The organism is Hoeflea sp., from assembly GCF_984452065.1.
This window is the reverse complement of sequence record NZ_CFHWAF010000059.1, coordinates 1-17,901: the sequence shown is the minus strand read 5'-3', so window position 1 is coordinate 17,901 and position 17,901 is coordinate 1. Positions and strand designations below refer to the sequence as shown.

Below are 17,901 nucleotides of genomic sequence, written 5' to 3'. Positions count from 1 at the left end.
CCGCGTCCGCCAGTCCCTGTTCATGGGCCGCAGACAGGGCAGGGATGCAGACTTCGTCAATATAGGCATCCGGCCTGTCCTTGTACTCGGGCGGGACGGCATGGGCTCCGAGGAAGCTGGTGCGCACCCTTACATCCCGTTGATTGGCGATGGCGCGCGCGGCCCTCAACATCCGCAGTTCCGTCTCGATATCGAGGCCGTAGCCCGATTTGATCTCGACGGTCCCGACGCCCTCGGCGATCAGGTGATCGACGCGCCCGAGCGCTGCGGCGACCAAAGTCTGCTCGTCCGCTGCGCGTGTCGCGGTCACGGTCGAGTTGATACCGCCTCCGGCCCGCGCGATCTCCTCATAGGACGCGCCCTCGAGACGCATCTCAAATTCCTGTGCGCGATCACCGCCGAAAACAAGATGGGTGTGGCAGTCGATGAGTGCCGGTGTGACGACACGCCCCTCCAGATCGCCCGTATGCAGTGCGCGGTAGGGGGCCGGAAGGCCTCTTGCCTTGCCCACCCATGAGATCAGCCCGTCCTTCACGGCGACTGCGGCATCGTCGATCAGGCCGAAGGCGGACTGGCCTTCGACCATGGTCGAAATCGTTGCATTGGTCAGGACAAAGCCGGTCATTGCGGTCAAATCCGCTTTCGCTTGCAATCCTTATTATGTATATTCATAATAGTTTTATGTCAACGAATAAGACTGATTCATGACCGCGGTTTTTGCCGCAGGTGGCTTGCTTCCGGAAGGCTGGGTCGATGCTGTCCGCATCGAGGTCGATGCCGCTGGACGCATTGCCGCAATCGAGAAGAACGCAGTCAGGCGGCCCGGAGACCTGGACCTCGGCAACCGGGTACTGCTGCCGGCGGTTGCCAATCTGCACAGCCACGCATTCCAGCGCGCCATGGCTGGAATGAGCGAATACCGCTCATCCGATGGCGATGATTTCTGGAACTGGCGTTCGCTCATGTACCGGTTTCTCGATGTGCTGACGCCGGAGGATGTCGAAGCCGTTGCAACCTTTGCCTATGTCGAGATGCTTGAGGCGGGTTATGCGTCTGTCGGAGAGTTTCACTATCTTCACCACCGTCCCGGGGGCGGGGCTTATGACGATCCGGCGGAGATGTCCGGGCGCATCTTCGCAGCGGCCGCCGCGACCGGCATCGGTCTGACGCACCTGCCTGTTCTCTACAGCCACGGCGGAGCCGGCAGGAAACCGCTGGAGGGCGGGCAATTGCGCTTCGGATGCGACCCGCACCGGTTCGAAACCCTCCTGGAGTCGGCGTCGCGCGCGCTCTCCGAACTCGCGGGTGATTGCGGCCTCGGCATTGCCCCGCATTCGTTGCGCGCCTGCGATCCGGATACATTGAAAGAAATCGCGGCGCGGCACGCCCGCTGTCCCGTTCACATCCATATTGCCGAGCAGGAAAGGGAAGTCGCGGAGATCGAAGCCTGGCTCGGTGCGCGACCGGTGGCCTGGCTGCTTGAAAACGTCGATGTCGGCGATCGCTGGTGCCTGATCCACGCGACGCATATGACTGAGGATGAGACCGATGGTGCGGCGAGGGCCGGTGCGGTTGCGGGTCTGTGTCCGGTAACGGAGGCCAATCTCGGCGACGGCACGTTTCGTGCGCGGCAATATCTGGCGCAAGGCGGGCGGTTCGGCGTCGGGTCCGATTCCAACATCCGCATTTCGCTGTCGGAGGAACTGCGTCAGCTCGAATACAGTCAGCGTCTCGTGCACCGGGCACGCAACGTGCTTGCCGGCCCCGGTGGATCGACCGGCGAAACGCTTTACCTCAATGCCGCGCAGGGCGGCGCGAGAGCGCTCGCCCGCAATGCCGGGGCCTTGGAGAAGGGCCGGCTGGCGGACATGATTGCGATTGACGCCACCCATACGGCGCTGTGCGGTCTTGGCAGGCATCAACTGCTTGACGGGTGGATCTTCGCCGCCGATGACCGGGTCGTCACCGATGTCTGGTCGGCCGGCCGGCACTGCGTGCAAAACGGCCGCCACATCGATCGTGAGCCGATTGAACGGCGCTACCGACGCACAATGGCGGATTTGCGGGACCGGATCTGATCGCCATGCGCTCCTACAAGGACATTCAGAACATTCTTCTCGAACGCATAACCGGCGGCGAGTGGCCGCCCGGCGCGTTGGTGCCGGCCGAGGCGGATCTGGCGCGCGAATTCGGCTGCACGCGGGTCACCGTCAACAGGGCGATGCGGGCGCTTGCCGAAACCGGGCTGGTGGAACGGCGCCGAAAGGCGGGCACGCGTGTCGTCAAACGGCAGTCGCGCAATGCGGTGTTCGAAATCCACCTTGTGCGCGACGAAATAGAACAGCGCGGCGGACGCTATAAATATCTGCTGATCAGCCGCGAGGAAGCCGTACCGCCGCAGAAGGTGCGCGCGGAAATGGGACTGACGGGCAAGGTCAGGGCGCTGCATGTCGTCAGCCTGCACTTCGCGGACGGCGTGCCTTACCAGATCGAGGACCGGTGGATCGACCTTCAGGTGGTGCCGGCAGCCCGCGGCGAGACCTTCGAGGCTGTCAGCCCCAATGAATGGCTCCTCAGGGAGGTGCCCTATACCAGCGCCGAGCATGTTTTCCGCGCCGCGCTGCCGTCGGCGGGTGAGGGGGAACTGCTCGATCTGCCGCGGGGCAGTCCGGTGTTTCTCATCGAGCGCACCACATGGCTTGCCGGCGAGGTGGTCACCCATGTCCGCCTTGTGCATCCCGCCGACAGTTTCCGGTTGGTGACCCGGGACCGGTTTGGTGATGGCGTGTTAGATTAGAGAGCCCGATCTGAGGCTCTGTGGCATTGCGCGCCGCGAGCCTTGCCGTGGCCGCATAGATCATCGGCGCCGCGAGGAAAAAGTCGCGCAGCGTTGTGTGCGACAGCGGCGACACGCTTGCTCCGCGATTGCTTTCGATGGACAGGTAGCCCTCGCCCGCAAGATCGCGGAAGACATCCCGCAGCGGTGTGCGCGAGATGCCGTATTCCTGACTCAACTGCGTTTCATCGAGATCCGCGCCCGGTTCAAGTTCAAGTGTCAGAATGCGCCTTTTAAGATCGCGATAGAGTTGTTGTTTTCCGTTGGTCAAATGACTTCCAGTATGACAGGTCGCTACGGCGTCGGATAACTCCGCCAGGCCGCAGCTTCTTTGCGCCGGTTCCCTGTTCCAGGGCCCATATCAAAGGCCAACGGGACAAACAAGGCAATATTCCCCGAAAGCGAAGCCGCGTCAGCCTGTCCGTCGGCACGGTCGCGGATTCAGGACGTCATGGCCGCAAGGCAGCGTTTCGGAAGACCTGGAGCGAAAATCACAAAGGGATGCAGATATTTAGGACGATCAGAGCAGAACCCGGGTCGCGGGTTTTGATTTAGAATAATTCTAAATAACTGTTTTTGTTGATAAATTTGGAGTGAACGGGTTGACTTTTTGCGGTGCGGCAAGCATTTGTGATCCAATAGTCGCACATGAGGCAAACGTGTCCATGACGGGCACAGCATGGTTGGTCGAAATGATCGCTTGTCATTGCAATATCATTACCGAAGCCGAGATCGAACGTGTCATCGTGGAGATGCTCGACGAGGAGCGCTGGCAGCTGATCGTGCCGGCGAAGGTCTATCATGCCATGGAAAAACGCGGCAAATGCTGCCGCTGTTTTCCGAATGTGGTGGATATCATCATTCGCACCTGTGATGCCTATCATGTCCGCTTTGACTCGCCCGCCAGTGATATGATCTCCTACCGCGCGAAACTTCTAGAGTTGCGCAATCACTACGCGGGAGATCTTCATGAAAGGCAGCAAAAAGGTAATCGAGCGGCTTAACGAGGCGCTGTTTCTCGAACTGGGCGCGGTAAACCAATACTGGCTGCATTACCGCCTTTTGGAAGACTGGGGCTACACAAAGCTCGCCAAGAAGGAGAGGGAAGAAGCCATCGAGGAGATGAACCATGCCGACCGCCTGGTCGAGCGCATCATCTTCCTGGAGGGCCATCCTAATCTGCAGACCGTCGCACCGCTGCGCATCGGGCAGAATGTCAAGGAAGTGCTTGAGGCCGATCTTGCCGGCGAATATGACGCCCGCGCCGCCTACACCAAATCACGCGAAATCTGCCGCGAAGAGGGCGATTACGTCAGCATGGGCCTGTTTGAGGAACTGACGGCTGACGAAGAAGGCCATATCGATTTTCTTGAAACGCAGCTCGAACTGCTCAACACGATCGGCGAGGAAAAATACGGCCAGCTCAATGCCGGTTCCGCCGGCGAAGCAGAGTAACGCGCCATACGGCAGGCTTGCATGCTCCAATCAAAAGTGATCAGGCCCGGAACAAGGAAGGCCGGCGGTTACGCCGCCGGCCCTGGAGTTGGATGACGATTGGTCATCCAGTCAGTAAAGCTTGAACTTTGCACCCACGCGAACCGTGTGGCTGGACGGTGTCAGCGACAGAAGTCCGCCCGTGCCGAAATCCTCGGATTCGAAATGGGAGAAGCGATATTCGGTGTAACCGGTGATGCGGTCGGTAAACGCGACTTCCATGCCGCCGCCCACCGTATAGCCGTTGAGATTCCAGTCGGTTCCGAGACCCACCGAGGTGCTGAGATCGAAGTGCTCATAGGTATAGCCGCCGATCACATAGGCAAGCGTCCGTGAATTGAACAGCTTGCCGAAGCGCAGAAGGGCATCGAAGCCGTACTCCGCCTGCACGTCCGCGGAGAAACCCGGCGCCGTCAAATCGACCTCAATATTGGAGATGCGCGCGGCCAGCACGCCGCCGATCAGGTAGCCGTTGCCGATTTCGTGGTCGTAGCCGACATTGATATCTCCAAGAAAGCCCTCCGAGCCGATCCCGTCAAAATCAATGAAGGTTCCAAGGATACCGACATCGTGGACGATGGCGCCGCCGCCGGCTGCAAGGCCGACCTTGATGCCTGTCCAGTCATAGTTGACCGGTGAGGCCGTGGTGGCTGAAGGTCCGCCGTTGAAGCGGTAGTTGACGGCCGTGTGGAAGGTATGGGTCGACGGATCGACGGTCAGCCCGCCACCGAAGAAACTCTGGCTGTTGTATTTGGCGTAGCGGTATTCCGACTTCAGCGTCCACTTGCCGGTCAGAACATGCTCCATACCGAGCCCGAGCACATAACCGCCATCGTTCCAGTCCGTCCCGAGGCCGAAATTGGTGCTGAGATCGAAATGCTGCCAGGTATAGCCGCCCAGCACATAGGCGAGGGTGTTCGGCGCGACCGTGTATCCGAGACGGCCGATGATGTCGAAACCGTACTCCGCGTCCAGGTCCGCATTGAGAATGAAGACATCCAGCGACGTTCCGATGTTGCCATAGCGGCCGGACACCGCCAGCCCGGCGACAAACCCGTTGCTGAACTGGAAGTCGTAACCGGCGGTGATCTCGCCAAAGAGGCCTTCGCCACCGATGCCGTTGAATGTCGCGCCCGCACCCGGAATTCCGAGTTCGTGAACGACAGCGCCGTAGCCGCCCCCGGCCCCGACGTAAAAACCGCTCCAGTCGTAGATCGATTCCCCCGAGATGATTGACGGCTGTTCTGCAATGACGACATCGGCTGTCATGGCCGGTGTGGTCAAAAGAAATACGCCTGAAATCCCTGAGATTACATATCTCATTTTTAGCTACCCCAACATGATAATTTGTAGAGAGACGTTATCTCAATTGTTGCTGGGGGAGAAGGCGAGTTTGTTGTAATTTCGCAACAAAAATAGGAATATAGTTTGGATGTATATATTAATATAAATAAATATTTTTAGCTGTTTCTACATTTTAAATCCAAGAGATCATATTGATTCATAATGAGGAATCAAGAAAATTTAACACATTAATTATTGGGAAGGGATGATATTTTATATATGAATTAAATGGCTTTGATGTTTTTGATATTGCGTGTTTCGAGGGAAAATAATCAGCGGAGAGCTGAAAGTTATTGGAGAAAAAACCAATAATAGATGATTCTGAGTCGGCCACTGAGGCCGGGCTACAGTCGGCCTGGCGGATTGCGCAGGCCCCTATTTGGAAGATTGAGAGTGAGGCGGCCAGCCGCCATATGGGCGAAGGCGACCGGCCCGTTGCATCTTTCGTGAAATCTCTACCGCGCCGGGGCCAGTCACGTTGCTATTTGTCGAGCAGCGGCCGCATGATCGAGGAGCCGCAAGACGCGCCGACGGGCGAGCATCTGGAAAGGAGGCGCATGCAGGCTCAGGACCATGTGCGGCAATTGCGCCAGCGCCTGACGCAGCTTGGCGAGGATGAAATCCGGCTGATCCTGTCCGGTGTGGCGAAAATGGCAACGGCTCCGGTCACGGTGATCATCGCCCATCATCTGGAGTTCTGGCGGGAACTGCCGTTCCTGTTCCCCCACGAGGACCGCCGCCCGCATTTCGAGGGCAAGCCGAGGAAACGGCCTTCCGGAACGCAACCCTCCAGGGAGCCTATCTGATGATCGCCGCGCGCTCGGTCTTGATGTCGGCGCCATGTCCGGATTTTCCAACGAGATTGTCGACCGCGAATTCTTCGTCTGCGGCCCGGACGCCTCCTGCACTGACGGAACTTGATTGCGGCGGTCGTGTGGCTGATAAACGCAGCGGTCGAAATCTGCGGTAAAGGTGTACTCATGGCAGGAAAGAAAAACGCAACCCGTGTGGAATCCGATTCCTTCGGCGAGCTCGAAGTGCCGGCTGAGAAATATTACGGCGCGCAGACGGCGCGCTCGCTGATCAATTTCCCGATAGGCGGCGAGACCATGCCCGGACCGCTTGTTTCCGCACTCGGTATCGTCAAACAGGCCGCCGCGCGGGCGAATCTCGATCTCGGCACGCTGGACAAGGAACGCGCCGATGCGATCATCAAGGCGGCACAGGAGGTTTCCGAAGGCAAGTTCGACGACCATTTTCCGCTGGTCGTCTGGCAGACCGGTTCGGGCACCCAGTCCAACATGAATGCGAACGAGGTCATTTCAAACCGCGCCATCGAGGTCCTCGGCGGCACAATCGGCAGCAAGGATCCGGTCCATCCGAACGATCACGTCAATATGGGTCAGTCCTCCAATGACACATTCCCCACCGCGATGCACATCGCCGCCGCCCGTGAAATCAATGCCACGCTGATCCCGGCCCTTGGCCATCTGTGCACCGCGCTCGAGGACAAATCGAAGGCCTTCGCGCAGATCGTCAAGATCGGCAGGACCCACACGCAGGACGCAACGCCGTTGACGCTGGGTCAGGAATTCTCCGGCTATGTGGCTCAGGTCTCGAATTCGATCGAACGCCTGTCGCCGGCGCTGGACGGGCTCTACCATCTCGCCCAGGGCGGAACCGCCGTCGGCACCGGTTTGAATTCCGCCAAGGGTTTCGACGTGAAGTTCGCGGCCGCCGTCGCCGAACTGACCGGCCTGCCGTTCGAGACGGCGCCCAACAAGTTCGAGGCGCTGGCGACCCATGACGCATTCGTCTTTGCCCATGGCGCGCTCAACACCATTGCCGCGTCGCTCTTCAAGATCGCCAACGACATCCGTTATCTCGGTTCCGGCCCCCGCTCGGGGCTCGGCGAATTGTCGCTGCCGGAAAACGAGCCCGGCTCCTCGATCATGCCCGGCAAGGTCAATCCGACCCAGTGCGAGGCCCTGACCATGGTGTGCGTGCAGGTGATGGGGAATCAGACCTCCGTGACGATCGCCGGCAGCCAGGGGCAGTTCGAGCTCAATGTCTACAAGCCGCTGCTTGCCTATAATCTGCTGCAGTCGGTCCAGTTGCTGTCGGATGCGGCCCGCAGCTTTGCCGATCGCTGCGTTGTCGGGATCACGGCCAATGAGGACCATATCAAACATCTGATGGAACGGTCGTTGATGCTGGTGACGGCCCTGGCGCCGAAAATCGGCTACGACAAGGCGACGAAGATCGCCAAGGAGGCGCACAAGAACGGCACGACATTGCGCGAAGAAGCGCTGCGTCTCGGCTTTGTCACGGCGGAGGAATTCGACGAGACGGTGCGGCCCGAAGAGATGATCGGGCCGAAATAGCGATCAGCTGAAGGTCTCACCGAAGGCGGCGTGCAGGTTCTGTCGGCCGAGGGCGTTCACGTCCCTCTCGCCGCAGAGCGCCATGGTCACGTCGAGCTCGTTCCTGAGGATTTCGAACATCTTCTCGACACCGGCCTTGCCCGCCGTTCCGAGACCATAGAGATAGGGGCGGCCGACATAGGTGCCCTTTGCGCCGAGGCAAAGCGCCTTGAGAATGTCCTGGCCGGAGCGTATGCCGCCGTCGACGTGGATTTCTATCTGGTCCGCGACGGCGTCCGCGATGGCCGGCAACGACCGGATGGAGGAGGGGGCGCCGTCAAGCTGCCGGCCGCCATGGTTCGACACGATGATGGCGTCGGCGCCCGTCTTCGCGGCCGTTTTCGCGTCTTCGACATCAAGAATGCCTTTCAGGATAAGCGAGCCGCCCCAGCGTTCCTTGATCCATTCGACATCGGACCAGGACAAGGCCGGGTCGAACTGTTCGGCCGTCCAGGAACTGAGCGAGGAGAGGTTGCCGACGCCCTTGGCGTGGCCGATAATATTGCGGAAGGTGCGACGTTTGGTCCGCGCCATGGCAAGGCACCAGGACGGGCACGTGCCGATCTGCCAGATATGCTTGGGTGTGAATTTCGGCGGCGCCGACAGCCCGTTGCGCAAATCCTTGTGGCGCTGCCCCAGGATCTGCAGATCGAGGGTCACGACGAGGGCGGAGCATTTCGCTGCCTTGGCGCGGTCGATCAGACTGCCGACAAACTCCCGGTCCCGCATGACATAGAGCTGGAACCAGAACGGCTTTGTCGTGTTCTCGGCCACGTCCTCGATGGAGCAGATGCTCATCGTTGAGAGCGTAAACGGCACACCGAATTCCTCGGCCACCTGCGCGGCCAGTATTTCCCCATCCGCCCACTGCATGCCGCAAAGGCCGACGGGCGACAGGGCGAGCGGCATCGCAACCTCTTGCCCGATCATCGTCGTTGCGAGCGAGCGGTTGGTCATATCGACCGCCACCCTCTGGCGCAGCGTTATGGCGTCGAAGTCGCCTTCATTCGCCTGATAGGTGCTTTCCGTCCACGATCCTGAATCGGCGTAGTCGAAAAACATCTTCGGTACCCGGCGTCTGGCGCATTTCTTAAGATCGGCAATTTCAAGTAAAGGCGCCATCGCAAAGCTCCACATGTGATCCCGTCCGGCAGAAATCGGTCATCGATCAGAAGGGGTTGTGACGGGATATGCGCGGTCATTCTAGTGATCATCCCCTTGGAAACAAGCCGGAATTGCGCATGTGGATAGTTTTTCTTACCAGTTTGCGGCATTGCTGGCCGCATCCCCGGGATCGTCTGCTATTTGGAGTGCAGTTCAAGCATCTGCTTGCGGATCGCCTCGTCCTCGACGAGATAGGCCTTGAACCGATGGCGCTCTCCGCCGGCAAGGTCCGGAAACGGGTTTGTGCTGACAAAGCCGGTATAGAAGTCGATGTGATGTCCGTGCACGCCGCTGCCGGTATCTGCGGCAAAGACATAGCCGTCATGGGTGATGGCGGTGCCGTCTGCGAGCCTCAGTTCGCGTCCTTTGAGTTTGGGGATGAAAACCAGGGTGCGGTAGCGGATGGGATACTGATGCCGGTCCACCGCGATGGTGCGAAAGGCCGCGAGCGGCATGTCGTCGATCCCGTAGCCATATTTGACTTTCGGCGACGTGATCTTGAAGAACCGCGTATGGCGCATGCCGTTGCGTGCCCGGGCATTGAGGTGCGGGTAGAGCGGCCCGCAATCCACCTGGGCGGGACCGTCGGCATCGCGCACATTGACGATAATCTTTGTGCCGCCTTCCATGGCAATGACCGCCGCGCCTTCGAGCGCCGCCTTGCACCAGTCCTTGCGCCCCAGCTTCGGGCCGATCGGCTTGTCGTGTTGATCGAGCAGGTCGTGCCCGTCCGGCAGATCCTTTGCGATCCTGGTATGGTAGAAAGTCCCCCACAGCTCGATTTCGCGGTGTTTGGAAAGATCCTGCGGCGGATCATATGAAAAAGTCAGCGGGCCGTCTGCCGCCCAAATCGGGCCCGGAGCCAGACCGACAAGCAGTGCAAGAATTCTTCCTGCTGATCTGAAAGGCATCGCGAACCCCGCTGATCGTCGTTTCAAAGATACAGTGTCTGCCCGCCATCCGCCATAAACCGGCACCGTTGCCGGAAAACCGTCATGGACGCGGACCGGTTTTTCCGTTCGAACGGTGATAGCGGTTGAGAGCCATTTTTCTCAGCGCGAGCAGGTTGCCCTTCACCGAGGTCGCCAAGTTGCGATGACGCTGCTTGATCAGCGCCCGCTCGCTCTCCAGGTAGCTGCCTCCGAGGCTGGCGCTGATCTCGGCGATCATCTCGGGGCGAACGGCCCAGATCTCCAGCCCGAGCTCCCAGTAATATTTGATGTCCTCGTCGATCTGCCGAAAGAACCTTGGGCGCGAGAGCATTTTTGCCGCGCCTTGCCGGCTCAGCACATATCCAACGACGCCCGCGCCGACGCTAAGCGGTTTTACCGCCTCGATCGGACCGTATTCCATGCGCTCGACATGACCCGATTTGGGCGGACCGAAATCGAAGAGCTTGAGCATGTCCTTGCCCGTCATGACCGTGTCGATATTGCCGAACAGATGGTGCCATTGCGCTGTCGTTCCGCGCCAGCCGAAATCGTCTTCGACAAACAGACCGTAGGCCCGCCCGGTTTCCAGAAACCGTTTCATCATCCGGCGGTGCCCGGCATAGGCCGCCATTTCGCCCCGGCCGAGGGGACGCTTCGAATACCGTCTGTTGAGCGCGGCGTCATACTGGCTGACGAGTTCCGCATCGCCGGAACCGTAGCCGCGAACAAACCGCCAGTCGATGCTTCCGTCAAATCGCTGCATCTGGCGGACGACGGAATCGCGCCGTGTGTGACCGGCTCCATCGAAGGTCAGCACGAATGCCGGCAGTGTCTGGCCTTGCCCCGTCATGAGCGCACGTGCCTGATTTCCACATTGGGAAGTCCGATCGGGATAATGCCGCAGTCGCGGGCCCAGTATCCGAAGCCTTCCGTCTCAAGCAGGTCGCGGTACGGCACCTCGGGAAAGCGAATGCCTGCCCTGTGGACGCTTGCGTGGACCAGCAGCATCGTGCCGCCGACGCCGAAGAGCTCGACACGCCGCGAACTGCGCAGCTCGTTGAAATGCAGCCTCCGCGGCGAGTTCGCGGGCGGCATGTAAAGGCCGTTCCGGACATATTTATAATAGCCGCTGTCGCGCCGCTGATCCGTCACCGTGAAACTGTTGAGGTCATAGGTCACCCCGCCCGGCTCAAGCACACAATTGGGGGCGACGATCTTGGCGTTTTCACGCAGCAGCGTGCGAAGGATGTCGGGTGGATAGGACTCCACATCGGCATCGATCCACAACACCCATTCGGTCTTTTCGTCCAGACCTTCGTCGATGAGATGGTTGCGCACCCGAGCGAGGGCGCTCCGCCGGTTCTTCTGCAGCTTCGGTTTCCAGCGTTCGGAGCGCTGGAAGTCGGATGCGATGTCCTTCTTGAGCACCTTGACGGATGCAAACCGGCTGCTCAGCCGGGCGCACAGATCCTGTAGCCTGGACCAGCTTCCGTCGACACTGTCGCCCTCGCAGAACACGATGCTGATCTTGTCCTTGGGATAGTCGAGATCGCACAGGAGCCGGGCGCATTGATCGAGAAAGGGTTCCGCGTCGCGAACCGGGATAAGGCAGCAAACTGTCGGGGCCTCCGCTTCGCACGACCCGTTCAGCGGCTTGTGCAGCGCGGCATGATCAACCCGGTCGCGGGCGTCGGCAACCGCAAGATGCGGGCCGCGCGTCAGATGATACCGCAATCGGCGCACCGCCTTTTTAGCCTTGCGGAACGGTGTTTCGTACCAGTCCCGGTACCAGGTGCCGAACCAGTAATGGGTCGAAAGGGTGTCATCGCCATAATCGCCGAAGCGCTCGGCAATGGTCTCGACGCGGTCCTTGGTCTGCGGATTGAACAGATGGCTGGAGTTGATGCACAGTTGCTCCGGCTCGCCGAACTGCTCGGCACAGGACGTCAGCAGGATCGGTCCGGTGGAATCCATCACGTCGCGCGAGTGGCGGCTGCGTATCATCGCCTCCAGCACGTCCATCCAGAAAGGATGCCCCTTCGGACTGACGATGGTGCCATTGAACAGCATGTGGTCCAGCTGCCGCACATGGCTGTGGGCATCGAGGTGCTCGACCGGCTCGTGGGACAGGACGATCCTGTCCTCATGCGTGAGCATATCGAACCGGGCATTGCATCGCGTATCGAGATCGCTGTAGACCCCGCCGTGCAGGTAAAGCAGCAGGTAGCGCCCGGCATCGGCCCTTTGAACCGGGTTTTCGTAGTTTCGAAACTGCTTGAGGAAATGCGGGAAGTGGTCCGCGACCATGGCGTCGAGATCGGCATCGGTCCACAGCCGGTATGTCCAGTCGGGATGCAGCGTTTTCCAGCTGTCGACCAGCCCCCAGAATTCATCGGGGATGTTTTCATCGCGCCACGTTTGGTGAATTATCCTGGGAATCATGCAGCAGGCCCGATCACCTAAACTCGTTCAACTCGTAGCAGACCCGTTTCATGCGCCCGTCTCGGGTGCTGAAATCAGGAATGACGCTATCGCGCGGGCGCTGCGTTCCTTTGCCGGACTTGAGGTCGTTTCGCCGAGTGATTTTGATGACCCTGGCCAACGCATCCGGTTTCAAAAGAGCGCCCCCACTCTCTTGTCGCCAGAAGAAGCATGCGTTCAAGATTTCGTCAAGTATATCAGAAGAACATCGCCTGACTTGTTATTGATCGAAGGTGTTTGTTTGCTCCCGTTTATTGAAGGGGTGTTCGGTTCCAGGGATTTTATTCGACCGAAGATTGTGCTGGATTGCCACAATGTGGAAAGCGCGTTGTGGTGGGAAAGCAACACTGATCGTGAAGAGGGCTGGAGGTCGTCGCTCGCCCGGCTGCGGTACGGTCGCCGGCACCGGCGTGTCGTTGAGGCCGACAGGCGGGCTCTGGAGTTCAGTGACAGGGTATTGGCGGTATCGCGCAGGGATGCGGACCGCCTGGCGATGCTTGCACCTCATCGGCCAAGGCCTGCGCTCGTGCCGAACCCGGTTCCCCCGTGGGCGCTTGAGGAGCGTGTCTTGCCCGCGAATGCCGCAAGCCGGCCGGTCACAAACCTGCTCTTTGTCGGTCACCTCAGTTATCCGCCCAACGTGGAGGCAGTCCGGTTCCTGATGCGGGAGATCTGGCCCCGCCTGCGGTCGGAGTTTCCCGACCTGCGGTTGACGATCGCGGGCCGCAGCCCGAAGCGCCGGCTTGTCGGCTGGGCGAGGGGAGATGCCCGGACACGGCTCCATGCCGATCCGGAAGACCTCAAGCCGCTGTACGATCGGTGCGACGCGGTGATCGTGCCGCTGCGCAGCGGCGGCGGCTCGCGCATCAAGGTGTTGGAGGCGCTTGCCTGCGCAAAACCGGTCATAGCGAGCGGGAAGGCTGTGGAAGGTCTTGATCTGGAAGAGGGGGTGCATTGGCTCCGCGCGGAAAACCCGGCGGACTATGCCGATGCTGTGCGCCGCCTGCGCTCAGTTCCTGAAGCGGCGCGCAAACTCACGACCGGCGGACGACGGTTGGTGGAGGAGCGTCACACACCCGCGGTGATTGCCGAAAATCTGAAAGCCGTCGTGGACGAACTGCTGAGGCTCCACAGCTAGCTCGCCTTCTTGATCGGGGTCGCCGCCTTGTCGTCGAGCGGCAGCCTTTCCTCCACGATTTTTGCCCATAAGGCGATCCCGTAGGGGATTGCCTCGTCGTTGAAATCATATTCCGGATGATGCAGGCCGGCGGTGTCGCCGTTGCCGATAAAGACGATGGTGCCCGGTTTTTCCTGCAGCATGTAGGAAAAATCCTCGCCGCCCAGGCGGGCCGGCTGCTCCCGGTCGATATTCTGCGGCCCGACCACCTTCTCGGCGGCGTCGGCGGCATGGCCCGTCTGGTCGCTGTGATTGATCGTGACCGGGCACAAGCGGTCATAGGTCAGCTTGATCTCGGCGCCGTGGCTCCTGGCGATCCCCTCGACAATCTCGTTCATACGCCGCTCGATCATGTCCCGGGTTTCTTCATGCAGGTTACGGACCGTGCCCTTCAGATGCGCCGTCTGTGGAATGACATTGTTTGCGTCTCCGGCCTGGATCGATGTGATCGAAATCAGGCCGTTTTTCATCGGATTGGCGTTGCGTGTGATGATCGACTGGAAAGCATTGTAGACCGCGTTTGCGGCGACCAGCGGATCGACACATCCGTGCGGCCGGGAGGCGTGCCCGCCGACACCCTCGATATCGACATAGAAGAAATCGGTGGCCGCCAGCGCCGGGCCCTCGCAGAACCCGAAATGGCCGACAGGCAGGTTGGGCATATTGTGCATGCCGTAGACCTCATCGATGCCCAGCCGGTCGAACAGCCCCGTGTCGACCATCGCCTTCGCGCCGGTGCCGCCTTCTTCCGCCGGCTGGAATATCAGTATGGCCTTGCCGGCGAAGTTGCGCGTTTCGGCCAGATATTTCGCCGCGCCCAGCAACATGGCGCTGTGTCCGTCATGACCGCAGGCATGCATTTTTCCGGGCGTCTGGGAGGCATGTTCGATGTCGGACATCTCGTCCATCGGCAGGGCGTCCATATCCGCCCTCAGGCCGATGACGGGGCCGTCGGCGGCGCCGTTGATCACCGCGACTATACCCGACCGGGCGACATTCTCGTGGATGTCGTCCACGCCGATCTCACGCAGCCTTTCGGCGATATAGGCCGATGTCTTGGGAAGATCGAAAAGCAGTTCCGGATTGCGATGCAGCCACCGCCGCCATTCCGTCACCGCCGGAACGATATCGGCAATTCTGTTGTTTGTCGGATGCATGGTTCAGTCCTGTTCTATGCAGCCATTGGCCGCCTCCAGGGTGTACTGTTGCCCTTTCAGCAGAGCGAGTGCAAGCGCCGTAACGGCTTGCCCGGTCTTAACGCCCCAAACCCCGCCACCGTGCCTTGACGCTGAACCGTGTTTTTGCGATCCAGTGCGGCGCCGCTCGGCGATTGTGCGCCGGCTACCGGGGAGACAGTCATCATGGCCCGAAGGATCGCATGCGTTGGCGAGGCCATGGTGGAGCTTTCATTGGATGCGGGCGGAGAAACCGCACAGATCGGCTTTGCAGGGGACACGTTGAACACTGCGGTTTACCTCGCCCGCGCCGGCGGCGCGGCGCACGAGGTCGCCTTCGTTTCGCGGGTCGGCCGCGACAGCTTTTCCGACCGGATGATTGCCTTTATCGAGAACGAGGGCGTTTCCACATCGCAGATGGCCCGGGATGACGAACGGCTGCCCGGACTTTATGCCATCAGCACCGACAAGAGCGGCGAACGGTCGTTTTCCTACTGGCGCGAGAACTCGGCCGCCCGATTGCTGTTTCAAGGCATCAACGGCCCTGATTTCTCCGCGCTCAACGATTTCGAAATTGTCTACATGTCCGCCATCACGCTGGCTATCCTTCAGCCTGATACGCGCGCGGCCCTGATGGATTGGATTGCGGATTTTCGCGGCCGGGGAGGGCTCTTCGCCTTCGACTCCAACTACCGGCCCGGACTGTGGGAAAGCGCTGACACGGCCCGCGATTCGGTCAGCCGGGCCTGGGCCCTGTGCGACATCGGCATGCCGTCGGTGGATGACGAGATGGCGCTGTTCGGCGATCCCGATCCAGAGGCCGCGCTGGCGCGGCTGAACGCCAGCGGGATCGTGGCGGGCGCGCTCAAACGCGGTGCTGAAGGGCCGGTTCCCATCAATGCCGCGGCTGACCCCGCAATCAGGTTTGCCCCGGCAGCGAAGGTGGTCGACACGACCGCCGCCGGCGACAGTTTCAACGGCGCCTTCCTGGCGGCGTTCCTAGCCGGGCGGCCGCTGGACGAGGCCATGCAGGCCGGTCACGACTGCGCGTCGCGTGTCATCGGCGTACGCGGCGCGATCATAGCGCGCGAACCGGCCTGAGCGCCCGCCGCCTTATCCGGCGACCGTCGTCTGGCGCTGGACGCCGAGGCTTTCGATACCGAGTTCAATCACATCGCCGGGTTTCAGATAGACCGGATCGGGTTTTTGCCCCATGCCGACCCCCGGGGGCGTGCCGGTCGAGATGATGTCGCCCGGCTGCAGGCTCATGAACTGCGACAGATAGGACACCACATGGGCGACGCCGAAGACCATCGTCTCGGTTGAACCCGATTGAAAGCGTTTGCCGTTGACGTCGAGATACATGGGCAGGTTCTGCGGGTCCGGCACCTCATCGCGGGTGACGAGCCAGGGGCCGATCGGGCCGAACGTATCGGCCGACTTTCCCTTGACCCACTGACCCGAGCGTTTGAGTTGGAAGTCACGCTCCGATACATCGTTGATGACGCAGTAACCCGCGACATGATCGAGCGCTTCATCCTTGCTGATATATTTTGTGTGCTTGCCGATGACCACGCCGAGTTCGACTTCCCAGTCGGTTGCCCCTGAACCGCGGGGAATTTCAACATTGTCGTTCGGACCGCAGATCGCCGATGTCGCCTTGAAGAACAGCACCGGCTCGTCGGGCACGTCCATGCCGGCCTCTTCGGCATGGTCGGAATAGTTGAGGCCGATGCAAAGGAACTTGCCGACACCGGCAACACAGGGCCCGATGCGCGGATCGCCTTCGACCAGGGGCAATTGCTCCAGGTTCTGGCCGGCGATCTCCGACAGTTTCGCGTCGCTGAGCGTATCACCGGCGATGTCGGGCACCACGGATGAAAGATCACGGATATTGCCGTGCGCATCAAGGATACCGGGCCGTTCCTGACCGGGTTCGCCAAAACGAAGTAATTTCATAGAACCGTCCTGCTTGTTTGTTGTCTGAATGGAGGGAATTGCTAGATGACCCAGCCGCCATCGATAATATGGGCCTGTCCGGTCGTGAACGCGCTTTCGTCACCTGCAAGATAAACGGCGAGGGCCGCGATTTCATCCACCGTCCCGATCCGGCCCATGGGCTGGCGGGCGACAAAGGCCTTCCAGGCCGTCTCGTAATTGCCGGTGGCGCGCAACCGTTCATGCAGCGACGGACTGTCGACCGTCGCCGGGCAGATCGCGTTGCAGCGGATGCCCCGCGTGATGAAATCGGCGGCGATCGATTTGGTCAGCCCGATGACCGCCGCCTTCGACGCGCCGTAGATGCAGCGGTCCGTCACGCCTTTCACGGAGGATGCAACGGAGGACATGTTAATGATCGACCCGCCGCCCCTTTCCAGCATCCCCGGAATGGCGCCGCGACACAGGCGGAACATGGCCTTGGCATTGATATCGAATGCCAGGTCCCATTCCTCTTCGGTGGCGTCCAGAATGGTTCCGGAATGCACATGACCCGCGCAGTTGAACAGAATATCGTAGGGGCCGAAGTCGGCAAGAACACCCGTTATCGCCGCCGCGTCCATCACATCGAGGCGCCGGGCGGTAATGCCCTCGACGGCGTCAAGCTCGGGTAGCGCCGCCTCGCTGATATCGGTCGCGACGACGGAGGCGCCCTCGCGCGCGAAGGCCTCGGCTGCCGCCCGGCCAATGCCCTGACCGGTGGCGGTTATCAGCGCTTTTTTTCCTGCAAGGCGACCATGATCGGTCGTGGTCAAATGATCTCTCCAAAACAGTCGGTGTTCATGATTTTTGCGGCGGTGAGCCGGTCAGCCGATCGGACTTTGCCGGTGGTGTGGCGCGATCCTACAGGGCTTTGAAAAATACACAAGCCGCAGCG

17 protein-coding genes and 1 pseudogene are annotated in these 17,901 nt (G+C 60.5%); 8 read left to right on the top strand and 10 right to left on the bottom strand.

The genetic code is table 11. The features are described from left to right. Positions 1–625: amidohydrolase family protein (locus AC5E6N_RS12890; protein ID WP_491748192.1), on the bottom strand; the 625-nt coding region annotated here is incomplete at its 3' end. A gap of 79 nt (positions 626–704) precedes the next feature. On the opposite strand from AC5E6N_RS12890, the gene AC5E6N_RS12885 reads away from it, so the two are divergent. After that, entirely contained in the window at positions 705–2,078 is a 1,374-nt protein-coding gene (locus AC5E6N_RS12885) for a formimidoylglutamate deiminase (RefSeq protein ID WP_491748191.1), read from the top strand. A 5-nt stretch (positions 2,079–2,083) separates the two neighbouring features. Beyond that, positions 2,084–2,797 carry a histidine utilization transcriptional repressor HutC gene (hutC, locus tag AC5E6N_RS12880; RefSeq protein WP_491748190.1) on the top strand — a complete coding sequence of 238 codons (714 nt, stop codon included), beginning with the start codon at positions 2,084–2,086 and terminating at the stop codon, positions 2,795–2,797. A gap of 7 nt (positions 2,798–2,804) precedes the next feature. Here the strand turns inward: hutC and AC5E6N_RS12875 are convergent. Then, a pseudogene (locus tag AC5E6N_RS12875) lies at positions 2,805–3,107 on the bottom strand (GntR family transcriptional regulator); the annotation flags it as partial. A 421-nt stretch (positions 3,108–3,528) separates the two neighbouring features. Here AC5E6N_RS12875 and AC5E6N_RS12870 point away from each other — a divergent pair. Together AC5E6N_RS12870 and bfr are read left to right on the top strand one after the other, a co-directional pair. Then, a complete protein-coding gene (locus AC5E6N_RS12870) occupies positions 3,529–3,840 on the top strand; it encodes a (2Fe-2S)-binding protein (protein WP_491748202.1) in 312 nt (103 codons plus the stop codon). After that, on the top strand, positions 3,806–4,291 hold the full coding sequence (bfr, locus tag AC5E6N_RS12865) for a bacterioferritin (protein WP_491748189.1): 486 nt from the start codon (positions 3,806–3,808) through the stop codon (positions 4,289–4,291). The genes AC5E6N_RS12870 and bfr overlap by 35 nt, the downstream gene beginning before the upstream one ends. Positions 4,292–4,402: 111 nt before the next feature. Here the strand turns inward: bfr and AC5E6N_RS12860 are convergent, their stop codons facing one another. Further along, positions 4,403–5,653, bottom strand: a complete 1,251-nt coding sequence (locus tag AC5E6N_RS12860; protein ID WP_491748188.1) for an outer membrane protein — start codon at positions 5,651–5,653, stop codon at positions 4,403–4,405. A 524-nt stretch (positions 5,654–6,177) separates the two neighbouring features. On the opposite strand from AC5E6N_RS12860, the gene AC5E6N_RS12855 reads away from it, so the two are divergent. Further along, a complete protein-coding gene (locus AC5E6N_RS12855) occupies positions 6,178–6,480 on the top strand; it encodes a hypothetical protein (RefSeq protein ID WP_491748187.1) in 303 nt (100 codons plus the stop codon). A gap of 174 nt (positions 6,481–6,654) precedes the next feature. Next, a complete protein-coding gene (gene fumC / locus AC5E6N_RS12850) occupies positions 6,655–8,058 on the top strand; it encodes a class II fumarate hydratase (RefSeq protein WP_491748186.1) in 1,404 nt (467 codons plus the stop codon). 3 nt (positions 8,059–8,061) lie between these two features. Here the strand turns inward: fumC and AC5E6N_RS12845 are convergent, their stop codons facing one another. The 4 genes from AC5E6N_RS12845 to AC5E6N_RS12830 form a co-directional block, all read right to left on the bottom strand. After that, a complete protein-coding gene (locus AC5E6N_RS12845) occupies positions 8,062–9,219 on the bottom strand; it encodes an alpha-hydroxy acid oxidase (protein WP_491748185.1) in 1,158 nt (385 codons plus the stop codon). A 179-nt stretch (positions 9,220–9,398) separates the two neighbouring features. Beyond that, entirely contained in the window at positions 9,399–10,172 is a 774-nt protein-coding gene (locus AC5E6N_RS12840) for a 3D domain-containing protein (RefSeq protein ID WP_491748184.1), read from the bottom strand. 82 nt (positions 10,173–10,254) lie between these two features. Continuing rightward, positions 10,255–11,043, bottom strand: coding sequence for a glycosyltransferase family 25 protein (locus AC5E6N_RS12835; protein WP_491748183.1), 789 nt, complete (start codon positions 11,041–11,043; stop codon positions 10,255–10,257). Continuing rightward, complete coding sequence (locus AC5E6N_RS12830) at positions 11,040–12,635, bottom strand: glycosyltransferase (protein ID WP_491748182.1); 1,596 nt, start codon at positions 12,633–12,635, stop codon at positions 11,040–11,042. The genes AC5E6N_RS12835 and AC5E6N_RS12830 overlap by 4 nt, the downstream gene beginning before the upstream one ends. 355 nt (positions 12,636–12,990) lie before the next feature. Here AC5E6N_RS12830 and AC5E6N_RS12825 point away from each other — a divergent pair, with 355 nt between their 5' ends. Continuing rightward, complete coding sequence (locus AC5E6N_RS12825) at positions 12,991–13,812, top strand: glycosyltransferase family 4 protein (protein ID WP_491748181.1); 822 nt, start codon at positions 12,991–12,993, stop codon at positions 13,810–13,812. Here the strand turns inward: AC5E6N_RS12825 and AC5E6N_RS12820 are convergent. After that, a complete protein-coding gene (locus tag AC5E6N_RS12820) occupies positions 13,809–15,008 on the bottom strand; it encodes a M20 aminoacylase family protein (protein ID WP_491748180.1) in 1,200 nt (399 codons plus the stop codon). The genes AC5E6N_RS12825 and AC5E6N_RS12820 overlap by 4 nt on opposite strands. A gap of 204 nt (positions 15,009–15,212) precedes the next feature. Here AC5E6N_RS12820 and AC5E6N_RS12815 point away from each other — a divergent pair, with 204 nt between their 5' ends. Further along, positions 15,213–16,127, top strand: coding sequence for a sugar kinase (locus AC5E6N_RS12815; RefSeq protein ID WP_491748179.1), 915 nt, complete (start codon positions 15,213–15,215; stop codon positions 16,125–16,127). A 12-nt stretch (positions 16,128–16,139) separates the two neighbouring features. Here AC5E6N_RS12815 and AC5E6N_RS12810 read toward each other — a convergent pair whose 3' ends face one another. Both AC5E6N_RS12810 and AC5E6N_RS12805 read right to left on the bottom strand, forming a co-directional pair. After that, positions 16,140–16,985, bottom strand: coding sequence for a fumarylacetoacetate hydrolase family protein (locus tag AC5E6N_RS12810; protein ID WP_491748178.1), 846 nt, complete (start codon positions 16,983–16,985; stop codon positions 16,140–16,142). 41 nt (positions 16,986–17,026) lie between these two features. Next, entirely contained in the window at positions 17,027–17,779 is a 753-nt protein-coding gene (locus tag AC5E6N_RS12805) for an SDR family oxidoreductase (protein ID WP_491748177.1), read from the bottom strand. Positions 17,780–17,901 lie beyond the last annotated feature (122 nt).

Bases quoted from the DNA above. Each gene is read 5' to 3' on its own strand.
- AC5E6N_RS12885 (WP_491748191.1), top strand. From the start codon at position 705: ATGACCGCGGTTTTTGCCGCAGGTGGCTTGCTTCCGGAAGGCTGGGTC.
- hutC (WP_491748190.1), top strand. From the start codon at position 2,084: ATGCGCTCCTACAAGGACATTCAGAACATTCTTCTCGAACGCATAACC.
- AC5E6N_RS12870 (WP_491748202.1), top strand. From the start codon at position 3,529: ATGATCGCTTGTCATTGCAATATCATTACCGAAGCCGAGATCGAACGT.
- bfr (WP_491748189.1), top strand. From the start codon at position 3,806: ATGAAAGGCAGCAAAAAGGTAATCGAGCGGCTTAACGAGGCGCTGTTT.
- AC5E6N_RS12860 (WP_491748188.1), bottom strand. From the start codon at position 5,653: ATGAGATATGTAATCTCAGGGATTTCAGGCGTATTTCTTTTGACCACA.
- AC5E6N_RS12855 (WP_491748187.1), top strand. From the start codon at position 6,178: ATGATCGAGGAGCCGCAAGACGCGCCGACGGGCGAGCATCTGGAAAGG.
- fumC (WP_491748186.1), top strand. From the start codon at position 6,655: ATGGCAGGAAAGAAAAACGCAACCCGTGTGGAATCCGATTCCTTCGGC.
- AC5E6N_RS12845 (WP_491748185.1), bottom strand. From the start codon at position 9,219: ATGGCGCCTTTACTTGAAATTGCCGATCTTAAGAAATGCGCCAGACGC.
- AC5E6N_RS12840 (WP_491748184.1), bottom strand. From the start codon at position 10,172: ATGCCTTTCAGATCAGCAGGAAGAATTCTTGCACTGCTTGTCGGTCTG.
- AC5E6N_RS12835 (WP_491748183.1), bottom strand. From the start codon at position 11,043: ATGACGGGGCAAGGCCAGACACTGCCGGCATTCGTGCTGACCTTCGAT.
- AC5E6N_RS12830 (WP_491748182.1), bottom strand. From the start codon at position 12,635: ATGATTCCCAGGATAATTCACCAAACGTGGCGCGATGAAAACATCCCC.
- AC5E6N_RS12820 (WP_491748180.1), bottom strand. From the start codon at position 15,008: ATGCATCCGACAAACAACAGAATTGCCGATATCGTTCCGGCGGTGACG.
- AC5E6N_RS12815 (WP_491748179.1), top strand. From the start codon at position 15,213: ATGGCCCGAAGGATCGCATGCGTTGGCGAGGCCATGGTGGAGCTTTCA.
- AC5E6N_RS12810 (WP_491748178.1), bottom strand. From the start codon at position 16,985: ATGAAATTACTTCGTTTTGGCGAACCCGGTCAGGAACGGCCCGGTATC.